The sequence below is a fragment of the Bacteroides hominis genome, assembly GCF_033042785.2.
In the GTDB taxonomy this organism is placed as follows: Bacteria; Bacteroidota; Bacteroidia; order Bacteroidales; family Bacteroidaceae; genus Bacteroides; species Bacteroides hominis.
The window spans coordinates 795591-821427 of sequence record NZ_CP178829.1; the positions used below are offsets into that span (position 1 = coordinate 795591).

The following is a 25837-nucleotide window of genomic DNA, read 5'->3' on the forward strand; positions in this document are numbered from 1 at the left end:
TCTAATTTGTTTTTAAAAGTTTCACTTGGGTATGTTTGTCCGTAACGGGCACCTCTATATAATAAGGATGATGTGTATTACCCGCCTCAATGTGGAATGTCGTTATCATTTTGTGATCGGTCATGACAGTATATTTACCTTCCGGCATTCCTTCGGTCCGGATGGTGGTGTTGTGACGTTTGCCGGAACGGTTTTCGATGAAGAAGCTCAGTTCTTCGGCTGCCCCTTTGAGGGTGACGGGATGATCTTTCCGGAATCCGTCCTGCATCAATTCGATGGAGAAACGGACAGGAGTCATGATACGTATCTGCCGGCGTACTCCGTCAAGGGGAGTGATACTCACGGTTCCGTTCTTATCCGTCCGGACATTCGCTCCGTAGCCGATCAGCCCGAAGTTGGGATCATCCACCAGATAGACTCCCGAACCGTGGATGCCTCCGGTAAGCCCGTGGTCTATTTCACCATCAAACCGCCAGGGAGAACGCCCCACTTTGATATAGTTCATGTAAGTGCGTGAGTTCTGGTAGGGTGAGAAGGCCCAGCCGACAGCACCATCGTTCCGCTCTCCCTTATACCAATAGCCAAAGCCGGTCTCCTTCGTACCGGTGTTCATCAGTGCCCATGAAGCCAGTAAAGAGTTATATCCGTAATTGATGTATCTGTCCGGCCGGTCGGAGAACCGATAGGCATAATCGAGCAATGCCACACCTCCCATTTGGGTCATATAGTCGAGGTTTACGTATTGTCCGCTCCACGCTGTGCCCAGATTGGCATATCCCGGCTCAAACAATCCGCGCAGCGCAAGGTTCCCATCCAGCTGGTTCTGCATGAAACGGTCGATCATCGCAGTATCGAACGAAGTATACGAATACCACTTCTTGAGGTTCTTGTCGTACCAGAACTGCTCTTCCGGCTCGATAGGATTCAACTTCGCATACTCTGCCACGTAATAGGAAGACTCAAAGGCTGTACGGTCGACAAACATCTCGGAGCCAAAGGGCCAGGGATCTTCGTAAACCATATAAGTTACTTTTTTCTCCCATTCACGACGCAGCTTGGCCGCATCCTTCTCTCTCCCTTTCTGCTCAAGGGCACGGATGATGTCGAGCAGATAGCGCTCGTGAAAGTTGCCTTGTTTATAAGCCCAGTCCGTCCAGCCATGAAATGTCCATTGCTTGCCCATCAAAATGTTATAGGGCACTTCAAAATAGGCCATTGCCGTCCGGTAGGCGCGTTCCAGATAACCATCGGCATCAAGGTAGGAAACCATCTCGGGATTATCCTCCGCTATCCGGTAAAGGTTATAATAAATGGCAAAGTGAGTGGTATAGTCGAAGGTCCGCCACATGCGTCCCTTGCCCGAACCGCCATCTTCGTATCCACCATATTTCCCGCTACGGTTCTGATGCCAGTTTTCGCTGCCGTAAATGCCGTACGGATAAGGATATTCCCGGTCTGTGCGTTGCAACTTGCCCCATACGAAGTTTTCTTCGTAGTATTCCAGAGAGGCGATTTCTTCCCGGTCGGGATAGATGACATTCTTTTCACTCACATAGACCGGCTTGCTGTTGGACGGGTCGTCCGAACCACCCACCATGAACTCTTCCCGCAAGTCTCCCAGGTGGTCGGGCGAAAGCAACTCGGCTTTCTCCATATCCCAAAGGCTATAAAGCCCATTGTACCACTTGGAAGGGTCGCGATGCTGCTGCCGTCCGACAATGAAACGTGCCCGCTTTTTAATCAGGGTCTCCAGGGGTTCCGTCACAAAGAAGTCGAGGAAACAGACCTGATCTTCTCCGTAACGTACCGTTATCAGGTTCTCTCCCAAACGGGAGAAACGAAACTTATACAGATATGTATCTCCTGCCTTCTGTCCAAGGCTGGTGATCTGCATCTCCGCAGGATATTCCGCCGTCAATCCGGTAACGGGCAGCTTGGACCGCAAAGCGCAACAGACCTCCATCTCCGGAGTAACGACCATGCCGGGGGCAACCTTTACAATCACCCCTTGCTTATCATAAATTTTCGTCTGTATCTCCTCGTGATTTCCGGCAAGCGTGAAGTTGAAACCGGTAACGTAGTGTCCGTAAGGCTGTACAGTCTTTGAGGTAGACGGCAATCTCCAGGTATCATCTGTACGGTCCACAGCATGGGTGGAATGCAGATAATATTTGCCGTCCGCTGTGGCATATTCAATCGAAGTTCCCTTCTGCATGGTCATCAGCAGGATGTCACCCTGCCCTGTCAGCGGAGTCCAGTAGAAAAAAGAAGCATTCCCGTTCAGAGAGAAGTGCCGGTTCAGATTCTGATGTGCCTGGATAGATTCGTCCAAAGCACCGACAGGCAAAGAGAACCACAGGTCCGTCACCGTCGCCGGATGGTGGCTGCGGTTGAAAAACTCAATCTCCCAGTCCACCTCTTCACCCTTGATGGTGAAAGTCTGATAGAGGCGCACATCCGAAGGAAGCTGCCAGAATATCTGTATCTTATCGGAGGTGGCGGATAGAATCTGTGGGGAAATATCGGCCAGAGAGACTGCATAGCTTTTCCCCCTGACTTCGTAAGCCAGATTCAAATCGCCCAGATACTTCCCGTGGTCTATATAGTTGCGGACATTGTCCGCCCCCTGAAAGACGAGCGAGCTTACTCCCCTTTCGTCCGGACTGACTTTCATTTGGGGAGTTATACCCCGGAGAGAAGAAATATTCAGACAGAGAAAGAGTAAGGATGAAATATAATACTTAAGTTTCATAGGCACCATTCTTTAATTAATAAAGTAATCTACAGTAGTTGAGCATTGCTGTGCCTCATCCGTCACAGGAGGGCTGTGTGGCACTTTTTATCCGCAGGTACTTCGTCCGGGTATACGGCAGTACTTCGTCCGAGTATACGGCAGTACTTCGTTCGAGTATACGGCGGTACTTCGTCCGGGGCCCTGGTGGATAAACGCTGCCATGCAGATACTCAACCACTGTTTTACATTCGGCAGAGAAGCATCACGGCTGCACTGAAATTTTCACACTGCTAAGTGCTCTCTTATGACTGTAGTCATCCAGCGAGTTACTCCGCTCTTCACTATAATCGATCCCCTTATAGTCTTTGTCACCCACATTGGTGGCAACGGCCGTAATGGTAAAATCGCCGGCTCCGGTGTAAATGTACTTATAAGTTTTCTGAATTCCTCCGGTAGTGTATACAGAACCCAGCGAAACACCCGTGTTCCAAGGTTCGTACTCGTCGGTCCCCATCTCTATGAAAGAGAGATAGACATCGCCCTGGAAACCCTTATACTTCGTATAGTCGGCTTCGTGAACCGGAAGTCCGGTAGCAGGATCGAGTTCACATTCATACGATTCCAATACTCCATCCCCATCCAGATCGTACTTATAAGGCGAATCGTCGGCTGCCGCAAAGGTGGAACGGCCGTTGACGTACATGTCCACCTGGCGGAGAATGATCTTTTCACCATGATCCAGGAAGGGTTGCAGGTACGTATCCCGATTGTACATATCGCCCAGTTTATAAAATCCTTCGGTAGGACGACGTGAAAGCGGATCGTTGGTCTGGAATGCGCCGTACGAACGCTCATCCTGCATCGTATAGTACTTGTATCCGGCACTATATCCGCCAAAGTCCTCCAACTGCTCGGTGTGCAGGCCGAAGTAAGCAGCCACCCACGCATCATTAGAATACTTACGAATCGCACGGTCGGCATCACACGTCACAAAGCGGCTTTCGATAATCGTATTACCCGGCTGGTTGGCCAGTCCGCCAAAGATGTGGATATCCGGTTTCATCCGTATGCCCGAAGGGATACGCCGGTCGGTCACCGTAAACTTCAGCTGATTGGTCCCTATGTAGCTCATCTCCATCAAAGCCTCCGGAAAGTCCCCTTTCTTGTAGGGGACCAACTGGATATTGTCAATGGCACCGAAGAACTCAAAATCCTTCTTCACCTCTTCGATGGACTGATAGTCTTTAAAGTATTTATAAAACAGGGTCTTTTCCCCATTTTTGGCATAAGGAACCCGGTAACACTCTTCATAGAAGCTGTCCCAATCGTGCTCCATAATGGCTTTAACGCGCGAACGTTCGAACTTCTTGCCTTCATCACCTGTAAAAAGCGTCAGGTACTGGGCATCGGTATTGATGGTCACCGTCACCTCTTCGCCTACTTTCGGATTCTGGGGTGATACGGAGATGCTGACAGACGGTGTCTCTACGTCTGCACCAAATTTCTCGCAGGAAACCAGCGAAGTGGCTGCCACAGCAAGCAGCCCTATAATCAGTTTATTTGTTTTCATATCCATTCGTATTTAGTATTAGAAATATCCCGGATTCTGTTTCATCTCTGGGAAGAACGATAACTCGGTAAACGGTATCGGCATCAGCACCCGGTATACCTTCTCTTCGTTGAAAAGATGCCAGAGGTACTCTCCACGCGCCGGATCACCAAACGGATCAAAGAACTGCAGAGGATCACGATAACGGCAGATATCTGCCAAGTCGACCATCGACACATCCGGGAAACGGGCTACATCGAGCCACCCGCAATCATCCTCGGCTGCCAGTTCGCGCAGACGTTCATACATCAGCTCCTTCAATGCATTGGCCGGACTAATATTCGTAGGAATCATCATAACCGAACCCGGCTGGTAAGTATAAGGAGCATCTCCCTGAGAGACAAACATATCTTTGATGGAACCCTGATGGCAAGCACGGTCACGGATGATGTTCATCGTTTTCACTCCTTCCGAAGCATGACCCTGCATAATCTGGGCTTCTGCTTTCAGTAAGTAAACCTCAGCCAGACGTAAAACAGGATAGTCCACACCACCGTAATTGATATCAAAAGTAGAGCTCAGCTCACTCGGATTCAGGTTACGGAACTTACCCAACTGCCACCAGTTACAGTTCCAGAGGTTGGGCTTGTTCTGCCCGTTCGTCTCGTTCTTCCACCAAGCCCGTTCGTGACTCTCGAGAGCCACATCCATGACTTTAAGCTGCTCTTCGGTATAATCGTTTACTTTACCCGGTTCGATGTAGAACTCAGGGCCCAGTTCACGTCCGGCAGGTTCGAATACCCACAAGCCGACTGGAGCACCGCCACTGTTAGGACCGGTCACCCAGCCTTTCACCGAACTCCACATGCGACGGGTAACATCTCCCGTTATGGAGTATTTCCCGGTACGGTCATAAAGATTCTGCAAATCATAAGGAGTTGTTCCCGGTTTCGGACTCTCGGCATTGAAGCGGTCCACCTGTCCGTAATCCATACACACGTCCTTGAAACTGTAGTTATGTTCCCACATCGGTATGTCATATAGCAGCGTCAGCCACGAGGTCAGGTTTCTTCCGCCGGTAGCACCGTACTTGCCTTCACCGGCAAAGCCCATCGGTATCTTGTTTCCGGTGCCCACCCCTTCTTCTGCCAGCACGCTGAACATAATCTCGTTGTTGCGTTTGGTAAATACAGCGGGGAAGTACTCTTCCAGCTCATAAGTTCCATATATACCGGCAATAATATCGTCACACAACTTCACGGCATCGGCATATAACGTCGTTTTATCCACATCGCCAGCCGTCGTTTCATTGATCTTATCCCCATACATTTCCGCACGGCGGATATAAGAAGCATGGAATATCTTCATCTTTGCCAGCATACCTGCCACGGCTCCCTTCGTCACACGGCCGTAAGCAATGCCCGAACGGTTATCCAGACACTTATCCAATGCATAAGCCATCTCGTCATAAAGAAACTTGAACATCTCCTGCCGGGTTGCCCGTGGCACATAAGCCGGTTTCGGTCCAGTAGGCTCTGTGACCAGGGGCACACCACCGTAATAGCGGTACAAAGTAAAGTAAGCATAAGCCCGGAGGAAACGCACCTCGCCCATCAGCATCTCGGTTGCCGATCCGGTGATGGTGGCCTTGTCCAACGCAGAATGTCCGGCGTTCTCGTCAATCACTCCTTTGTTAGCTTCCAGTCTTTCAAGTATCAGGTTCGCCTGCGCGATATATGAATAATGCTTTGACCATAAGTTCAGCACACTACCCGAGGTAGATGTCAGGTCGAACGGACCTTCATTCATCAGCGAAGGCATCATAAACCGGTCGCTGGTCATAATTCCATCGTTCACATGCCCGGCATTGGCATAGAGTATAGCAACATTACGCAAAGCAGCGTCATATGAGGTATAGAAAGTCTCAGACGGAAGCTCTGTTTTCGGTAACTGGTCGAAATACCCCTCACACGACACTAAGGCGCAAGAGGTTAAAAGGGCTAATAATATTTTCTTCATGGCAGTACCTGTTAATATTTGAAATTAAGTGAGAATATATGAGAGCGGGCGTACGGATAGGCCGAAATGTCGACTCCCGGAAGAATACGGTTGTTCACAGAGCTACCGCTACGTACCTCGGGGTCATATCCCGAATAGTTCGTAAGACAGAAAACGTTGTTAATCGTATACGTCAGAGCCAGGTCTTTAATCTTCCAAGCCTTCAATACGTTCTTCGGTAAACGGAAGGTAACAGCCAGGTTGTTCATCTTCAGGAACGAACCGTCTTCCACCATCTCCGAGTTGGAAGCAGCCCACATATATCCTGACCAGTCAATGGCACCGGGACCTGTAAAAGTACCGGTAGGATTGTTCGCAAACCAGGCATCTTTATAATACACAGCCGATTTATTGCGGATATCCCCGTTGTTCATCAGGTTGTATACATTACCATTGATAATATCATTTCCGTATGACCAACTGAAGTCCATAGCCAGTTCGATGAACTTCCAGCGCAGACGAGTGTTCAAACCACCGATAAACACCGGATTCACGTCTCCGATCACAACACGGTCACTCATATCCACTTTTCCGTCTCCATTGGTATCGGCAAAGGATGGGAAACCGTAAGGCATCTCTCTCTCGGTAGCATACCACCAAGGAGAATCGGCACTGCCTATACCGTTATAATCCGAATGCCAGTTGCTGCGGATGCCTTCCATCTGCAAACCATAGAAGAGTCCGAGAGGATATCCTTTTTTAATCAGAACATTCTCCGAACCGGAAGCCGAACCTACGGGACGTCCTTCGAGCATCTGTGTTTCAGTACCTAAGCTAAGCACCTTGGACTGATTGGAGCTAAAGTTCACCGTAGCATTCCAGGTAAAGTCCTTTTTATCAATAAGCACACCGCCTACACTGATCTCAAATCCGCGGTTACGCACCGAACCAATGTTACGGGTCACCTTCCCGAAACCGGAAGTACGTGGCAGATTTTGTTCGAGCAGCATATCACGGGTAGTCTTTGTATAGAGGTCCAATGACACATTCAGGCGGTTATTGAACATATCCAGGTCGAGACCACCGTTAAACTCTTCCGTCACCTCCCAACTGATCTCCGGGTTCGCCATACGGCTGGTATACAAAGCCGGGATAGCTCCGTCACCAAAGATAGCCTGACGCTGGCTGGAAGACAATGTCTGTGCATAAGCATAAGGAGCAATCTGGTCGTTACCCACCTGGCCATAGCTGAAACGCAACTTCAGGTTGCTTACGTTCTTCTCCAGCCAAGGCACATTCTTGAAGAATTCTTCTTCTGAAACTCTCCAACCCAGCGCACCGGATGGAAAGAATCCCCAACGGTTATCGGGACTGAATTTAGAAGAACCGTCAGCACGCATGGAAGCTTTCAGCAAGTAACGGCCTTTATAAGAATAGTTGGCCATAAACACTCCCGAGAGCATGGCTATCTTTTCGTAAGATACACCGGGAGACTTCACATGGTTACCACTTTTTGCATCATAAATACCTTCCCACCCCAAATCGGTATTGAACTGGGAATATTCCTGATTAAAGGTTTCATACTTATTGGTATTGGCCTCATACACGGCATTCACCGAAAGACTGTGTACCTTGTTGAATACTTTATTGAATCCGGCCTGTATCACTCCACGCATATTTAATCCGCTTTGTGTAGCATACGTAGCCAAGCCATTATTATCATAACCGCGCTGGATGGTCTTCGGAACAAATTCTTTGACTTCCCCTTTAGGGATACGAACGCCAATACCGCCTTTTACAAACCAGTTATCATTAATGTTGTATACCAATTCCGCCTGACCGAAGAAAGTATTATTTTTATTATTGTAATCAATGTCTTTCAGCTTCCGATAAGGATTATCCATTTTACCTGTATAGTACAGGTTGTCATCTATCTCCTGGAAAGTCCACTCTTTGGGAACAAGCGGAGAGAAAGTCTGTATTTCATTGAAAATGTTTCCTTCTGTCCAGAAAGCACCGCTACGAATATTGTGCTCATACGAGATATTCGTGTTCAAAGTCAGTTGTGGAAGCAGTTTGATGCTGTTATTCGTCTGGAAATAGAATCGCTTAAACCCGGTATTGATTGCGATACCGTCTTCGTTCATCAACGAGAAAATGGTAGAGTTCTGTATCCGTTCGGTTCCGCCTCTGTAAGACACTTCATAATTCTGCTTGGTACCATTCTGCAAACAGAGATCCGGATAGAACTGGAAACGGGAAGGATTGGTATTCCATACCTGATCTTTATACTCCTGGTAGAAATCGGCATTCTGCCAGCGTCCGCTCATAATCATATCACGCATATATGCACGCATGTAATCTTCGGCACCCAGCATCGGGATTGAATTTGCCAGTTTACTGATACCATAAGTAGCTTTTACGGAAATCTCACTCATACCGGCCGCACCTTTCTTGGTAGTAATCAGCACAACACCATTGGCACCCTGCGCCCCATAAATGGCAGTAGACGATACATCTTTCAAGATAGAGATACTCTCGATGGCATCGGGAGAGATAGTTGCTAAAGGACTCTCCAGCGGATCGTCCGAGATAGGAAGCGGGAAACCGTCGATGACATACAAAGGCGAGCTACCTGCCGTAATAGAACTGGCTCCACGAATCTTAATCGTGATTCCGCCACCCGGCGCACCATCATTGTTCATTACCTGTACACCGGATATTTTGCCTTTCAAGGCTTGTTCCAGGCTTAACGGATTGGTTTGCATAAACTGGTCGGAGCTCAAACTGGATACAGATCCGGTTAAGTCTACTTTACGCTGAGTCTGATAACCAGTCACCACCACTTCATCAATCAGCACTCCCGAATCCATCAGTACATCTATCCGATTCTGACTGCCTACGGTTTTCTCAACCGTATTCATGCCGATCATCGAAAAAACAAGTACTTGTCCCGGAGATACGTTTTTAATCGTATACTCTCCGTTTTCATTAGTAATCACCCCGTTGTGTGTCCCTTTCACTTGTACAGTGGCTCCAATAACAGTTTCATTACTGCCTTTCTCTCTCACTGTACCCGAAATGCTCTTTGTGTTTTGAGCAAATCCACCTGCAGACACCAGCACAAACATGCATATTAAGAAGACGGCTTTTATCCTGCCTTCGGTATCTGCTCTAAGGTTGTTCAGATCTTTTAGATTCATAATATTAGTAATTTAGTCATTAAAAAGGATTCATACATTTTTAGTTTCTTTGTTAAGTCCCGAAGCCAAATCAGGACGAGTCCATTTTGTGTGGTTCCATACTCAGTTGTTTTTGCATTCGTATTTTACTGTTTTGTTGTTTCAGCAAAAGTAGGCGAAAAGAGACCCGAACCATAGAACAATAAATTATTCACTGATACTCATATTCATATTTACACCAAACATTACCATAGTGAACATAAATATCAGTTTGTGACCATAAGTGCCTTTCTGATTCGTTTTTATTTCAGACTTTTGTGTTGTACGTAATTAAGAGACGAATGAAGAAGAGCTTTTTTACCCTGATTTTATTTATTTCTTCTGTTATACTAAATGCACAACAGAATGAACTTATGTTCCACTCTCTGGGCAGTCAACACGGACTTACATATAGTGCCGTACGCGATATTGTGCAGGATTCGAAAGGATATATTTGGATTGCAACCCTCAAAGGACTGAACAGGTATGACGGATACAACATTAAACAATACTACAAGTCGGATGACGGACTTTCTTCAAACTGCATCGAGAAACTGCTTCTGCTTGGGAAAGATACTCTATTGATGGGAACTAATGAGGGGGTGTGCTTATACGATATGATGAAAGAGAAGTTCACCACTATTGTTCCGCAAACCAAGACCCCACTATACGTGCTGGACATGGTCTACGACGGACGTTCAGTCTTCATCGCATCAGATTCCGGACTCTATGCGTATAATAAAGTAGAGCAAAGCATGGCACTGCTCTACAAAGGATTGATTATAAAAGTAACACTGGATATTAACGGAAATGTATGGGCTGTCGGTCCGAATACGATTTATTGTTTCCGCCCCAACGGACAAATGACCCGGAAAATCACAGCGGCAGAAGTCTCTTCCGACTATCCTGTCGAATTCACTTCCATCTACAAAGATTCTCAGGGCACTCTATGGCTGGGAACTACCGAAAACGGGTTGTACCGATATAATAAGAATTATAACCAGTTCGTTTCAGTGGAGTTCTCTTCACAAGACAGAAAAGACATGCGCTATATCCGCTGCATTCAGGAAGATATGCGGGGAAATCTATGGATCGGAACCGAAAACGGACTTTTCATCTACGACTACACGGACAACAGTTACGTACAATACCGCCAGCATGCGAAAGATGTCCAGTCCGGACTGAACGATAATGCAATCTACACCATTTATAAAAGTCGTGGAGATATTATGTGGATCGGTACATTCTTTGGAGGTATCAACTATACTAGCCTGACTGAAAACAACTTCCACTACCTGATAGCAGATAATGGGAAACAATACCTGAAAGGAAAAGCGATCAGTAACATCATCAAAGATAAAAAGGGAGCGTTATGGTTTGCTTCCGAAGATCACGGAATCTCCATTCTTTATCCGGACGGTCACATCAGGTACCTAAACAAATCGACCCATCCATCGCTAAACGGAGACAACGTACACGCATTAGCCGAAGATTACTCCGGCAATATATGGATTGGCAATTTTGTCGACGGCCTACAAAAGGTGGATTTGGAGAGGGGATATATCCGCTCATATAAGAATTTGGCAGGAAGAGATACGGGGTTATCCAATAATTCAATCTATAAGCTCTATGTTCACAACCCCGATACTATGTTCATAGGCACAAGCCAGGGAGTCAATATCTATCATTTTCAGACAGATTCATTCACCCCCTTTCTTCCGGATATATTCCGACTTATACGCATTGACGACATCATACGTGATAAAAAAGATAATATCTGGTTTTCTGCACACTTCAACGGCATCTTCCGGTATCATATTCCTACCCATAGCATCCACCGATACCAGAAAGGAGCGACAGGTTGTAAAACTATGACCAGCGATAACATCTATTGCAGCTTTATCGATTCGAAAGGAGATGTCTGGTTTGGCACCAGTAATGGAGGACTGATGAAATATGATGCAAATGCAGACAGTATACAGGTTTTCGGGAAAAAGAACGAACTCCGGCAGAGAGACATCTATTCCATACAGGAAGACAGTTTCGGCTATCTATGGATGAGTACGGACAACGGTATTTTCTCATTTAATCCGGAAAGTCAGAGTTTTGCCCACTACAAGGTATCCGACAATCTGATTTCGAATCAGTTTAATACCTGTCCGGGTTATAAAGATACAAACGGTACTCTCTACTTCGGAAGTATCAATGGCGTATGCTTTTTCCGGCCGGAAGGACTGAACCATAACAACCCTACAAACGATATCCACCTGACTTTCTCAGACTTCAAGGTTTTCAATAAGCATGTGCAGCCGTCACCGGATGGCATCCTGCAAAGCAATATCGACAGTACGTCCCTTATCCGCTTACCTCACGGTATGAATACCCTGACTTTTGACTTCCTGGTAATCAACTACAATGAAAACTGTCAGTCACAACTTTCTTGTGAGTATTATCTGGAAGGTATGGAGACCGAGTGGAACACAACACAACAAATCCCACAATCAGTCACTTATACCAACCTCGATCCCGGAACTTATAAATTCCATGTACGGGTTATCGGGAAAAACGGAGTTGTATTCGACCGCCGTGAAATCACTGTAAACATCCTTCCTCACTTTCTATTGAGTGGCTTCATGATCACCATTTACTCTTTAATCGGGCTCCTGATCGGCTTTATAATTGTCCGCTTCTACCGCATTCGCATGCGTGATAAAATGGATATACGCATCGAACGCATGGAAAAGAACAACCTGCGCGAACTAAACAAGCATAAGCTAAATTTCTTCACTTATATTACCCACGAATTTAAGACTCCTTTGTCTATACTGATGGCCGTATTTGAAGATATATCAATCAGCCGGAACAACACAATCACCGGAGAAGAAATGAAAATAATCAATCGGAACATCCAACGCCTTCAGTTTCTTATCAATCAGCTTCTGGAGTTTCGTTCCGTAGAAACCGATCACGCCCGTATAGAATATGTGAAAGGAGACATCATGACATACGGACGTAGTATCTTCGAATTGTTCATCCCTGTCTTCAGACAAAAACAGGTTGTCTTTCAATATACAACCTCAACAGATTCCTACTATACGGTCTTCGACAGAGACAAGATTGAAAAAATCATCAGCAATCTGCTCAGCAATGCCTTCAAACATTCTGATCCTCAGAGTGAAATAAACTTCAGGATTGATGTGGATAAGAATGCCGGACAACTGATTCTTTCTTGCCACAACAGCAGCTCTTATATTCATCCGGAACAACGGGAGGCTGTCATGCAACCTTTCCACAAAACCGATTCGTCTGATCAGAAATATTCTAATACAGGTATCGGTCTGGCTTTGGTGAATGGATTAGTTCAACTACTTTCAGGCACGGTTGAGATAGAAAGCCATCAAAATAGTGGCACGACCTTCAAAGTAAGATTGCCTCTGGTAGAAGACTCCAAAGATATGATCGTTCCCGATGAAACGCTGGATATCGTCAATTCCCCCGACGTAGTAGCAGACACTGTATACCTACTCAATAACTCCGGGTTAAAAGAAGATATGAATGCCGCAAATACAGAAAAGAAAATGACTGTACTACTGGTAGAAGATAATCCGGATATCAACAACATATTAAAAAGTAAATTACTACGTTTATATAAAGTGAAAACAGCTTATAACGGGCAGGAAGCAGTCGAATTGCTGAAAACACACATTATCGACATCATTATCAGTGACATCATGATGCCTTATATGGACGGATATGAATTGAGCAGGTATATTAAAACCTCTCGGGAGTATTCTCACATTCCGGTCATTCTTATCACTTCTCAACCTTCGAAAGAGAACGAGCTGCAGGGATTATCGGCAGGAGCAGATGCCTATATTGAAAAGCCTTTCACTTTTGATGAACTGAACCTCAGAATCACCAATTTACTCAAAGCTAAAAGTAATATCCGCGAACATTATCACGATATGAAAATATTCGAACTCAACGAAGAACTTAACAACAAAGACGAAGAGTTTATCAAATCGTTGACCCAATTCGTCATCGAACATATCGAAGAACCGGAATTGAGTGTCGATCAATTGACTGCACACATGAACATCAGCCGAACCCAACTATACAATAAGCTGAAGAAACTGTTAAATCTGAGTGCCACCGAATTTATAAATAAAATCAAGATCGATGTTGCCAAAGTAAAGATTATAAAAACCAATCTGACTATCGCCGAAATCTCATGGCAGCTTGGATTCAATAATCCCAGCTACTTCAGCAAAACATTTAAGCGTTTCTGTGGAGTGACACCCAATGAATTCAAGAACGGCAAAGGTCAGTAAACAGACCGGTTCATCACCCATTCGGAAAAATACATTCTAAAAGTGGTCAGATACATTCGTTTTTTGTAAATGCCGGATAATAGCCTCTACTCCCATAAACATTACCCATATGAATAATAAGAGCTATTAATATTCTGTATTTTAACACGAATACATGCTCAACAACATACATACCAGTTCGTACCTGTTTAAAATATTATGTATATATTTGCCATTGTTAATCCAAACACAATGAAAACAGGAACAATATTCAGCATAGAGGAGTTTGCCATCCACGACGGACCGGGAATCCGAACAACGATATTCTTAAAAGGATGTCCTTTACACTGTGCATGGTGCCATAACCCCGAGGGCATCTCACCACAACCACAATACATGATTAAGAAAGGAGTCAAAAGCATTTGTGGATATCAGATAACTGTAGAAGAACTGATTGCCATAATTGAAAAGAACCGGGATATCTATAGGCTTAACCGGGGAGGAATAACACTAACAGGAGGAGAGCCTTTGTTTCAACCGGATTTCATCACCGAATTGCTCGAACAACTTCCGGATATACATACTGCTATCGAAACAAGCGGATATGCAAACACTCATACTTTCAGCAAAGTTATTTCCTTGGCAAATCTGATCCTGTTCGACATCAAACACACAGATCCGGAGATGCATCGAAAATATACAGGTGTAGATAATACGATCATACTAAAAAACCTTACCGTACTTTGCGATTCAGGGCAGGATTTCATCCTTCGGATACCACTGATTCCAGGTGTCAACGATACCCGGGAAAATATGACAGCCATTTTCGAAAGAATCAAAAATGCCCAAAACCTGATACGCGTCGAGATCCTCAGATATCACCGGACAGCAGGTGCCAAATACGCAATGATCGGAGAAAAGTATCACCCTCCGTTCGATACCGGAAAAACACCACAAATCTATAATGTATTCGAAGAAAATAATATCAAAAATCTAATTGTATGAACGAAAGAATTAACTATCTAAAAACGTATATTTTAGATAAACAACACCACTCACAAAGAAGAACACTACAGAGCGTAGGACTTGATAAATTGAGTACGTCCTATGCTCTACAAGGTTTATCTCCTGTAGAACGCGCCACAGCTTGCTTTGCTGCCTCAATGGATGCCGAAACTCCGGTTATACTTCCGGGTGAAAGAATCGTTTTTACCCGCACCCTCACCCAAATACCGGATCCCTATACCCCGGAAGAATGGAATGAAATCAAAAGCAAACATTATATCCATGAAAAAGGTACGGTATGTAACATCTCTCCTAATTATGCTTACACAATCCGACATGGGTTGGAAGCACGGAAACAAGAGATTCGGAAACGTCAGGAAACACCCTCATTAAATGAAAGAGAAAAAACATTCCTGCAAGCAATGTATCAAAGCATCATATCCATACAAAATTTAATTGAGAAATACGAGCAATATGCATTATCCATTAACGAGACAGAAACAGCATATACTTTGCACACCGTCAAAACAGAAGGGGCCCAAAACTTCAGACAGGCCCTACAACTTTTGAGGATTCTCCATTTCTCCATTTGGGAAGCAGGTAACTATCACAACACACTCGGTCGTTTCGACCAATATATGTATCCTTTCTATCAAAAAGACCTGGAAAATGGAACACTTACCAAAGAGGAAGCATTTGACTTACTTGAAGAATTTTTCCTGGTATGCAACAAAGACAGTGACCTGTATCCGGGTATGCAGCAAGGCGACAACGGTCAGAGCTTAGTATTGGGAGGACGCAACGCAAACGGTGAATACTTGTTCAACGACCTGTCACGCATGTGTTTGCAAGCAAGTTACGAATTGAAGCTGATTGATCCCAAAATCAACATTCGTGTAGACCAAGGTACTCCCAACGAGATATTCACTTTAGGTTCCCGCCTGACAAAAATAGGGCTGGGCTTTCCACAATACAGCAATGACGACGTCATCATTCCGGGACTTATCCGCAAAGGATATTCGAAAGAGGACGCATACAACTATGTCGTGGCTGCCTGCTGGGAGTTCATCATCCCCGGTAAAGCCATGGATATTCCCAATATAGACGCTGTTTCTTTAATAGGATGTGTAGACCGATGCATTGAAAAGCTCAACACTTGCCCGGATTATCCATCTTTTTATACACTGGTTGAACAGGAAATACAAAAAGAAGTCGATACAATCTGCGAAAAACACCGGAATCTCTACATTATCCCTTCTCCTATGATGTCTTTGCTTATGGATGGCACCATCGAAAGAGCCAAAGATATTTCAGAAGGATCTTACTATAATAACTATGGCATTCACGGGACCGGCATTGCAACTGCCACCGACGCCCTTGCTGCTCTGAAAAAATACTATTTTGAAGAACAGAACATAGATTATATCACTCTGCTTACTGCTATAAGAAACAACTTCCAAGGCTATGAAGAGTTACAGAAAAAGCTAAGAGAAGAAGCTCCCAAAATGGGACAGGATAATGATTATGCCGACCTGATAGCCGGAGCTCTACTCGACTCTTTCGATCAGTCGTTAGCCGATAAACGAAATGAACGCGGAGGAGTTTATCGGGCAGGTACCGGAACAGCCATGTACTACATTTTTCATTCCAATCAATTGCGTGCTACTCCCGATGGACGTAACGATGGTGAAATGATCCCGGCAAATTATTCCCCCAGCCTGTTTCTCAAGCAAAAAGGACCGATATCTGTTATTAAATCATTTACCAAGCAGCACCTGGATCGTGTTGTCAATGGCGGCCCCCTCACCCTGGAATTCGACCAGTCTGTATTCAGCAACGACGAAACCATTGAAAAATTGGGTATGCTTGTGAAAACCTATGTTGTCCTTGGTGGTCACCAGCTACAGTTAAATACAGTCAGCCGGGAGAAACTGCTACATGCCCGTAAACACCCCGAACAACACAAGAACCTGATTGTCCGGGTATGGGGATGGAGTGGATACTTTGTAGAGTTAGACGAATGTTACCAGAATCATGTTATTAACCGGATCGAATTCGGTCTATAAAACATCTGCATTATGAAAAATACAGTAAAGAATTTCATGTTTTACATTGCCTTCGTGGCATCCCTGGGAGGATTACTTTTTGGATTCGATACCGCAGTAATATCCGGAGCCGAAAAATCCATCCAAACAGTATATGGCCTATCCGATTTCAGCCATGGTTTTACCATTGCCATCGCTTTAATCGGTACTATCATCGGAGCTTTCATCTGTAGTAAACCCGTAGAGAAATACGGACGCCTGAAAGCACTAAAAATAATTGCTTTCCTCTATTTTGTTTCTGCCGTGGGCAGTGCTGCCATCATCGACTGGTATTCCTTTTTATTTTTCCGCTTTGCCGGTGGACTGGCCGTAGGAGCCTCATCCGTAGTCGGTCCCATGTACATTGCCGAAATATCTCCTTCACGCTGGCGTGGACGTTTTGTCGCATTCTTCCAGTTCAATATTGTCCTGGGTATTGTACTTGCCTACTTCTCCAACTATTGGATACATGGCATTGCACACGACTGGCAATGGATGTTGGGAGTCGAAGCCATTCCCGCCATTGTGTTTGCACTCCTACTATACACCGTACCGGAGAGCCCTCGTTGGCTGGTAAAGCAAAACAAGGAAACCGAAGCCCGTCGCATCATAAAAGAAGTCAGTAATGCGGATATTGAACAAGAAGTACATGAAATCAGAGAATCTCTGGTAGCGACAGGAAACTGTGGCGAAAAGCTCTTCCAACGCAAATACCGTAAACCAATCCTCTATGCTTTCCTTATTGCTACCTTTAACCAGTTATCTGGAATCAACGCTATCCTTTACTACGCTCCCAGAATTTTTGAGATGTCAGGTGTATTTACTGACTCTGCCATGATGCAATCTATAGTAATCGGGCTGACAAACCTCACATTTACCATGATCGGAATGATTCTGATAGATCAGGTAGGACGAAAAAAGCTACTCTACATCGGTTCTATCGGTATGGCTATTTCTTTGGCATTAGTAGCTAAAGGATTCTGTCAGGATACTTTCTCAGGTTACTATATGCTTGCCTGTCTGATGGGATTTATCGCATTCTTTGCTATTTCACTGGGTGCGGTTATTTGGGTTTTAATCTCTGAAGTTTTCCCCAATAGTATCCGGTCTAAGGGGCAAGTGCTGGGTAGCATGACACACTGGGTATGGTCCGCCCTGCTTTCTTGGATGTTTCCTGTCTTCATCCGTACAGGAGGTACTTTCATTTTCAGTTTCTTTGCCATTATGATGTTCTTAAGCTTTTTCTTTGCCCTCAGACTTCCAGAAACAAAGAACAAATCCCTGGAACAAATACAAAAAGAACTGACCAATTAACCATTTGCGAATAATAAACTAAAAACATGAATCGTATGAAAACTAAACTCATCATTTTATTAATACTCACTGCCATGATACACACAAACACAGTACAAGCTCAACATTCACAATTGAAAAAAGCCGACTTTCAGCAAGTAATCGACGGGAAACAAACCGATCTCTACTTTCTGAGAAACAAAAACGGAATCGAGATTGCCATTACCAATTTCGGAGGACGAGTCGTTGAGTTCTGGGCCCCGGATAAAAACGGTCATTTTGAGGATATTGTCCTCGGACACGACCATGTGGACAAATACCTCCACTACAAAGGTGAAAGGTTTCTGGGAGCCACTATCGGACGATATGGTAACCGAATCAGGAAAGGAAAATTCACTCTGAACGGAAAAGCCTACCAACTGCCAATCAATGATATTCCCAACAGTCTTCATGGTGGATTCAAAGGATTCGACATGGTAGTATGGGATGTTGAACAGCCGGATAGTCAAACTTTACAACTTACCTATCTGTCTAAAGACGGAGAAGAGGGATACCCGGGAAATTTACAAGTATCCATGAGTTACCAACTGACGGATAAAAACGAATTTATCATCATTCACCAAGCTCGCACAGACAAAGAAACGATTATCAACCTCACCCACCACTCCTTTTTCAATCTACACGGAGCAGGCAACAAAGATATCAACGATCACATACTCATGATCAATGCAGATAAGTTTACTCCTGTCGATCATACCCTAATCCCTACCGGTATTCTTCAGGAAGTAGGAGGAACTCCAATGGATTTTCGCCATCCTACAGCCATTGGAAAACGTGTCAACGACTTATTTGAGCAATTAAGTTTCGGCCATGGCTACGATCATAATTGGGTACTGAACCGCAAGACCTCCGATAAGCCCGAACTGGCAGCAACCGTTTATGAACCAACATCAGGACGCTTTCTTGAGGTATGGACTACTGAACCCGGACTACAATTTTACGGTGGTAACTTTTTCGACGGCACAATGACCGGAAAGCATGGTAAAAGATACAACTACCGGGCTTCTTTGGCACTCGAAACGCAACACTATCCTGACAGTCCGAATCAACCTGCCTTCCCGTCAACAAACCTTCACCCCGGCGATACTTATAAACATATATGCATCTATAAAATCAATGTACAATGAAAATCACAACACATTTATCCGTTGCAGCGGTACTCACAGTACTGATGCAGATGGGGTGCCAGTCTCCTGCAACTGACACCCGGCAAATACTCCACCTACCGGAGTTAGACCAGGTCCGGATAGAAGATGCTTTCTGGAGTCCGAAACTTGAAACCTGGAGAAAAGTAACAGCTAATGATGTATTAGACAAATTCGAAGGAAAGTATACTCCTTTCCCCGGATGGGACGATACACGAGATGCCTTCCGGAATTTCGACCGTGTTGCCGAAGGACAGAGAGATATCAAACAACACGATGGGCCAGAATGGTATGACGGACTCGTTTACGAAAGTATCCGGGGCATTGCAGACTTCCTTGCCGGACATCCCAATAAAGAAATGGAAAAACGAATCGACGGATATATCGACCGTATTTATGCCGCTCAGCAAACAGAACCTACCGGCTATATCAACACCCACACCCAACTCATGGAAAATGACCATAGATGGGGAGATAATGGGGGGCTCCTGCGCGGACAACACGACGTATATAACGCCGGAATGCTGATCGAAGCCGGAGTACACTATTATCAGGCAACCGGAAAAACACGCTTACTTGAAATAGCAACCCGATTTGCCAACTATATGGCAGATTATATGGGACCGGAACCACGTAAAAATGTCGTTCCTGCGCATTCCGGTCCCGAAGAAGCCGTAATGACCCTCTACTGGTTGTATAAAAATGAACCGGAATTGAAAGATAAACTCTCCATACCTGTCCGTGAGTCAGATTACTACGACCTGGTCACTTTCTGGATTGAGAACAGAGGACATCACTGCGGTTATCCGCTATGGGGAACATGGGGATATCGAAAATCTGAAAAATGGATTAAAGACGCTTGCTATCACCAAACGGAATTCGGTCCCCATTCCCGTCCCTGTTGGGGGGAATATTCACAAGATTCCATCCCGGTACTTGAACAAAAAACAATCGAAGGACATGCTGTACGAGCTACCTTGATGGCAACCGGTTTAGCCGCAGCCGCACTTGAAAACCAATCTCCTCAATACATTGAAACGGCTAAACGTCTTTGGGAAAACATGGCAGGCAAACGGATGTTCATCACAGGTGGAGTCGGTGCCATCCACGAAGATGAAAAGTTCGGTCCGGACTACTTCCTGCCTACCGACGCCTATTTGGAAACCTGTGCAGCCGTAGGAGCAGGTTTCTTTAATCAACGCATGAATCAATTGACCTGTAATGCCCGCTACATGGACGAAGTGGAAAGAGTACTCTATAACAATGTACTGACAGGCGTTTCTTTGTCTGGTGATAAATACACTTATCAGAATCCCCTGAATACTGACAAACCTGACAGATGGGAATGGCATGTATGCCCCTGTTGCCCACCGATGTTTCTGAAAATCATGTCCGCCATGCCCAGTTACATCTATGCATATCAGGGAGATAATATCTATGTCAACTTATTCATAGGAAGTGAAGTACGCATACCGATCGATAAAAATAACAGTGTCCGCCTGAAACAGTTAACCTCTTATCCGTGGCACGGTGCCGTTTCCATTCAAGTCAATCCCGATAAAGCCGGTACCTTTTCTATAAAAGTGCGTATTCCCGGATGGGCACAAGGTACAGAAAACCCATATGGGCTTTACCAGTCGAACCTGAAAGCCCCCGTTAAATTGAAAGTCAACCAAAAGGATATTCTCCTGAGAATTGTCGATGGATATGCGGAAATCAGCCGGGAATGGAAAAAAGGCGATCACATCGAACTTGAATTACCGATGCAACCTCGCCTGATCACTGCGAACGAAGCAGTCAAAGACTTACGTGGACAAGTTGCGCTGGCATCAGGCCCCGTTATTTACTGCTTTGAGGATGCGGATAATCCGGAATTGCCTACACTGACACTTCAGCCACAAACGCCACTGGAGCTTTCTCACGACAACGATCTGCTTCATGGAGTCAATATCATCAAATGCCAGAGTAAAATTCCGGCAAAAGCCATCCCATATTATGCTGTAGCCAACAGAAAAGAGAGTCATAGTTACAAAGTATGGATTCCCCAGGAGTAAAGAAACAGATGATTACTACAAATTTATCTCAAATGAAAAATAATGTATCGCCATTTATACGTAAATTTGCGGAACAAGAATCATCTTAATTATAAAATATCATATGGAAAAGAAAACAATCGTGGCACGCGTAGAAGTGCTCCCCGGCAAAGAACAAGCATTTTTACAGGCAGCCGATGCTTTGATTAAAGGTACAAGGGCAGAAGAAGGCAACATTAGCTATAACCTGTATCAAAACCCCTCTCAACCTGTAGCTTTCATCTTTTACGAAGAGTACAAAGACCAGCATGCTATGGATGTACATGCAGCATCACCCCATTTCCAGACTTTTGGAGAAGCGATCAAAGGAATGTTGGCATCCGACCTGATAATTGAAACTTTCTAAATGAATATGAGGGTGCTTTAATGTACCCTCTATTAACTCATCACTCCATTTACTCAGCTACCGCCAACGTCAACACACTGATACGTATTCCGCTCACCCCTGCGAACGCAGATGCACAAGCCACAGTCGTGGCTCCGGTAGTTAACACGTCATCAACAAGCAAAACATGCTTCCCCTCAAAATGAACAGTATCACATAGCCTGAAGATTCCTTCCACATTCTCCCAACGTTCAAAAGTAGACTTACGGGTCTGAGTTTCCGTATTTTTTTCACGTATCATACACTCTGCACATAATGGAATACCCGTTACAGAAGCTATCCCACGGGCAATCCATTCACTTTGATTGTATCCTCTAAGTTTCTGTTTCTTTCTGTGCAAAGGTACAGGAATTATCATATCCACGCCATCAAAAAATTCTCCCGAAGATAGTTCTGCTGACATATAGCGTCCCATCACCTCTCCCAATTCTTTATATCCGCCATATTTCAGCATATGCAGGATGCGTCTGAAATCACTACCCTTACGATAAAAAAGAAAAGAAGAAGCTCTTTTTAGGCCAGGAATACGTCCCCAGAAAAGACACTCTACCGGATTATCTTTCCGCAAATGAAATCCGGTACGGGGTAAATTTATATTGCAACAGGTGCACAAACACTCCTCCCCTCTTGACAATGGCGAACCACAGACTACGCAACAACGCGGAAACAAAAGAGACCAGAAAGAATGGAACCAGGTATTCATGATGTGTTTTTCTATTTGATCAATGTCCGAAACTACATATCCAACGGAGGAACTTCTTCCAGCAACTGCTGAAAGACAGCATGCAAAGGACCGTTAGTAGCAATTATATGATGCCCTTCTATGAAATGTTCACTTCCATAAAAGTCAGTTACTTTTCCACCCGCTTCCAATACAATCAACGCCGCAGCCGAATAATCCCATTTCCCGATAAATGCTTCTGCCCAGGCATCAAAACGTCCGGCAGCCACATAACAAAGAGCCGATGCGGCCGAACCATTCATCCGAATGCCCCCTACCACCCCATACAATTGCTTCAGCAGATATTCTGCCGTCCGTTTATACTGTTGATGATTATAGGGAAGTTCGGTTATTACAAACGCCTCTTCAATGTTCCCCACTTTCGAGACATGCAGCTCTTCTCCGTTCATCCAAGCCTTTCCACCCTTCCAGGCATAAAAACACTCATCCCTGCAAACTTCGTATACTACACCTAAAAGTAGCTCCGTACGACTCCGGAGGGCAATACTGACACAATATGGAGCATTGTCATGAATATAATTAGTTGTTCCGTCCAGCGGATCAATTACCCAGCAATATGCCTCATCTTTATAAACACCAGAACCTTCCTCGGCAATAAACCCGGCCTCGGGCAACAGAGCAGACAGTTGCCCCACTAACAGCCTCTCAGATTCCTTATCGACATATGATACATAATCATGCGCATGCTTCTCTACTACGCTCTCCCGGCTAAAGCTCTGCCGTTCTTTTCTCAGAAAATTCCCCGCTTCGGTTGCTATCCGGCGCACCTCAGTAGTAAGTTGTTGAAGTTCCAGTTCCATATTCGACTTTTAACGTATTTCGGCAAAGATAAATGATTCTTTTGAAAAAACATTGCAGCATTCAGCATATCTCTGCGTCTAAAAAACATAAAAAACTTAACTATGCAGAAATTCAGATTGACAATACTATTGATTATTTGTAGTAACGGACTTGCTTACGCACAAACGTTCAATGAAACGCCTATACTCCCCTTTATGCCACAAAAAGAAATGAAGTTCCCCAAAATCTCCGGACTTCCCGACATAAAGAGTACTCTGTCAGAAACGAATCCGGTTTTCAGCAACAGCCTGCCATTAGCCGAACAATATGAACTAAGAAAAAGATTCTCCTATCTGGATCCTGTCTTCACCAGTTATTTCAATCAAGAGCAACACCGGCTGCTCAATTCCCATTATTTCGGATATGAATTATACGGCTCCAGTTATTCACTCCGGGGAGTAGGAACTCAAAATATGGCAGGTGGCAGATTGGTATATCACCTCAACAAACAACTGACTATTCGGATAGGCGGTAATGCTTATCAATACCGTTCCAACGGGCGGATGTTCAATGACTTCACACTGAATGCGGACCTTACCTATCGCCTCAATAATTGGTTGACCGCTTATGTTTACGGACAATACAGGCTAAACTGCACTCCCAACTCCGGCGTACAAGGTTTCCCATTATCTCCACAATCTCATTACGGCGCTTTGTTCCGTATAAACCTTCTGGAAAAGAAAGAGTATGGCATCGACCTTAATCTCGGCACCGACAGAAGCTACAATGCTGCCACCCGACAATGGGAAAATACTTACAGGGTAGGTCCTGCCATACGGTTAAAATAATCGATCCAATATAGACCTGGCTATGAAGAGAGGGCTGTCCGGTACCGCCAATTTTACCGGATAGCCCATTTTATTACCTATCTGCATATAAATACCTTACATTCACCGGGAGCAAGCTTTACTATCCATCCGGTAGAAGTATCAGGAACAATTCCACCTTCCATGACATTATAAACCTTGTCCAACGACAATCCTTCCACCGTCTTTTCATTCAGCTCCACATCCACCGGACCGGATATCCGGTTCAGGCAGGCTATCGCTTTACTTCCGTCACTCAACGGCTTTACCCAGATATCATAATGATCGGCACGAATGGCACGTTCCGCCTGAATACCCAACGGATCCTGGTTGATAGCAATCAAATCTTTATTCAGAAGAATCTGCAGCGTACTGTCATTCATCTGCCGTACATCATTGCCACAGAGTAGCGGAGAAGCCATCATGCACCACAAAGCAAAATGTGACTGATACTGCTCGTTCGTACAACCTTCCGATTCATAACCGATGCTCTTACTCTTTCCGTCAATCCCCACAACAAGCATATCCGGATCATTCCATCCGGCAGGCCCCGCATATTCATTAAGCGGAGCATTTATCTCTAAAATATTCAGAACTCCACGAAGGCCGCCTTTCTGATCTGTAGACCGATTCCATAAATCACCGATATCACCGGATACACGCCAAAGATGTCCGCCCACTTTCTTTGCCCATTTCCAGGGTTCACGCTGTCCCCATTCACAAACAGAGAATACCATAGAACGTCCGGTCACCCGGAGTGCCTTCCCCATTTTTTCATATCTTTCCATCGCCTCTACCCGTCCGGCAGGCGCATTGCAGTAGTCATATTTTAAAAGATCGACACCCCAGGAAGCAAAATCCCGTGCATCCGTTTCTTCATACCCGTAACTGCCACAAACCCCACCACAGGTTTTGTCCGCGGCATCCGAATAAATTCCAAGCTTGAATCCCCGTTCATGCAAATAGTCAGCTACATATCTGATGCCCCTTGGAAACTTTGTTTTATCAACCTGGATATGTCCGTCTGCCCCTCTTTCAGGCAATTGCCAAAAGTCATCAATGTTTATATAGGCATATCCCAAGTCACGCATTCCATTCTCTACCATTGCATCCGCAGTTTGCAACACCAATTCCTCTGTCAGATGACGTCCGAATGTATTCCAGCTGTTCCATCCCATTGGGGGAGTCAACAGTAACTCATCACCTATCTTAATCAATAACTCCCGTGTATCAGATCCGAGGGCATTTTCTGCTTTCAGCACCACTTTATATGTTCCTTTCTCAGCTACTTCCCCTTTGATAATCCCTGTTTTTTTATCCAGCTTCAATCCTTCGGGAAGATTTTCAGCATGCCACTTTATCGGTCGTTCTCCGGAGGTGGGAATATAAAACAAAAAAGGGGTAGCAGGATAGTTTCCCACCACATGAGGGGGATTAATACACGGTTTCCCCTCAAAAATAGCGGTTCGCACTTCGCTCGCCTGTACTGTCGGACTCGCCAGCATCACACATAAGCAATATAAAAAAGAAACATAACTTGTAATTTTCATACGTTTAAAAAGAATTTATATA

The 25837-nt window shown here is 44.9% G+C and carries 15 protein-coding genes; 8 read left to right on the plus strand and 7 right to left on the minus strand.

Features of this window, described 5'->3' with window-relative positions; all coding sequences use genetic code 11:
* Position 1: 1 nt before the first annotated feature.
* The 4 genes from R3O62_RS03790 to R3O62_RS03805 form a co-directional block, all read right to left on the minus strand.
* On the minus strand, positions 2-2752 hold the full coding sequence (locus R3O62_RS03790; RefSeq protein ID WP_022011253.1) for a DUF5695 domain-containing protein: 2751 nt from the start codon (positions 2750-2752) through the stop codon (positions 2-4).
* A 244-nt stretch (positions 2753-2996) separates the two neighbouring features.
* Positions 2997-4304, minus strand: a complete 1308-nt coding sequence (locus R3O62_RS03795) for a hypothetical protein (RefSeq protein ID WP_269110299.1) — start codon at positions 4302-4304, stop codon at positions 2997-2999.
* An 18-nt stretch (positions 4305-4322) separates the two neighbouring features.
* Positions 4323-6302, minus strand: a complete 1980-nt coding sequence (locus tag R3O62_RS03800) for a RagB/SusD family nutrient uptake outer membrane protein (protein WP_005811641.1) — start codon at positions 6300-6302, stop codon at positions 4323-4325.
* Between the two features lie 11 nt (positions 6303-6313).
* Positions 6314-9484 carry a SusC/RagA family TonB-linked outer membrane protein gene (locus R3O62_RS03805; protein ID WP_005811643.1) on the minus strand — a complete coding sequence of 1057 codons (3171 nt, stop codon included), beginning with the start codon at positions 9482-9484 and terminating at the stop codon, positions 6314-6316.
* Positions 9485-9804: 320 nt separating this feature from the next.
* Between R3O62_RS03805 and R3O62_RS03810 the strand changes: the two genes are divergently transcribed.
* The 7 genes from R3O62_RS03810 to R3O62_RS03840 all read left to right on the plus strand — a co-directional run bounded on the left by R3O62_RS03810 (position 9805) and on the right by R3O62_RS03840 (position 21838).
* On the plus strand, positions 9805-13833 hold the full coding sequence (locus tag R3O62_RS03810; protein ID WP_317472883.1) for a two-component regulator propeller domain-containing protein: 4029 nt from the start codon (positions 9805-9807) through the stop codon (positions 13831-13833).
* A 198-nt stretch (positions 13834-14031) separates the two neighbouring features.
* Positions 14032-14817, plus strand: a complete 786-nt coding sequence (locus tag R3O62_RS03815) for a glycyl-radical enzyme activating protein (RefSeq protein ID WP_032530302.1) — start codon at positions 14032-14034, stop codon at positions 14815-14817.
* Positions 14814-16883, plus strand: coding sequence for a pyruvate formate lyase family protein (locus R3O62_RS03820; RefSeq protein WP_165016459.1), 2070 nt, complete (start codon positions 14814-14816; stop codon positions 16881-16883). Before R3O62_RS03815 ends, R3O62_RS03820 begins: the two co-directional genes overlap by 4 nt.
* Positions 16884-16895: 12 nt before the next feature.
* Positions 16896-18215 carry a sugar porter family MFS transporter gene (locus tag R3O62_RS03825; protein WP_005811651.1) on the plus strand — a complete coding sequence of 440 codons (1320 nt, stop codon included), beginning with the start codon at positions 16896-16898 and terminating at the stop codon, positions 18213-18215.
* A gap of 35 nt (positions 18216-18250) precedes the next feature.
* On the plus strand, positions 18251-19381 hold the full coding sequence (locus R3O62_RS03830; protein WP_005811653.1) for an aldose epimerase family protein: 1131 nt from the start codon (positions 18251-18253) through the stop codon (positions 19379-19381).
* Complete coding sequence (locus tag R3O62_RS03835) at positions 19378-21453, plus strand: glycoside hydrolase family 127 protein (protein ID WP_044300284.1); 2076 nt, start codon at positions 19378-19380, stop codon at positions 21451-21453. The genes R3O62_RS03830 and R3O62_RS03835 overlap by 4 nt, the downstream gene beginning before the upstream one ends.
* A gap of 103 nt (positions 21454-21556) precedes the next feature.
* Positions 21557-21838, plus strand: coding sequence for a putative quinol monooxygenase (locus R3O62_RS03840; RefSeq protein WP_005781928.1), 282 nt, complete (start codon positions 21557-21559; stop codon positions 21836-21838).
* A gap of 49 nt (positions 21839-21887) precedes the next feature.
* On the opposite strand, the gene R3O62_RS03845 is transcribed toward R3O62_RS03840, so the two are convergent.
* On the minus strand, positions 21888-22580 hold the full coding sequence (locus R3O62_RS03845; protein ID WP_032542995.1) for a ComF family protein: 693 nt from the start codon (positions 22578-22580) through the stop codon (positions 21888-21890).
* A 32-nt stretch (positions 22581-22612) separates the two neighbouring features.
* Positions 22613-23419: an inositol monophosphatase family protein gene (locus tag R3O62_RS03850; protein WP_032530295.1), complete on the minus strand. Its 807-nt coding sequence runs from the start codon at positions 23417-23419 to the stop codon at positions 22613-22615.
* Positions 23420-23521: 102 nt separating this feature from the next.
* On the opposite strand from R3O62_RS03850, the gene R3O62_RS03855 reads away from it, so the two are divergent.
* Complete coding sequence (locus R3O62_RS03855) at positions 23522-24247, plus strand: hypothetical protein (RefSeq protein ID WP_032530294.1); 726 nt, start codon at positions 23522-23524, stop codon at positions 24245-24247.
* 77 nt (positions 24248-24324) lie between these two features.
* Here the strand turns inward: R3O62_RS03855 and R3O62_RS03860 are convergent, their stop codons facing one another.
* Positions 24325-25815 carry a putative Ig domain-containing protein gene (locus R3O62_RS03860; protein ID WP_032539152.1) on the minus strand — a complete coding sequence of 497 codons (1491 nt, stop codon included), beginning with the start codon at positions 25813-25815 and terminating at the stop codon, positions 24325-24327.
* Positions 25816-25837: the final 22 nt, after the last annotated feature.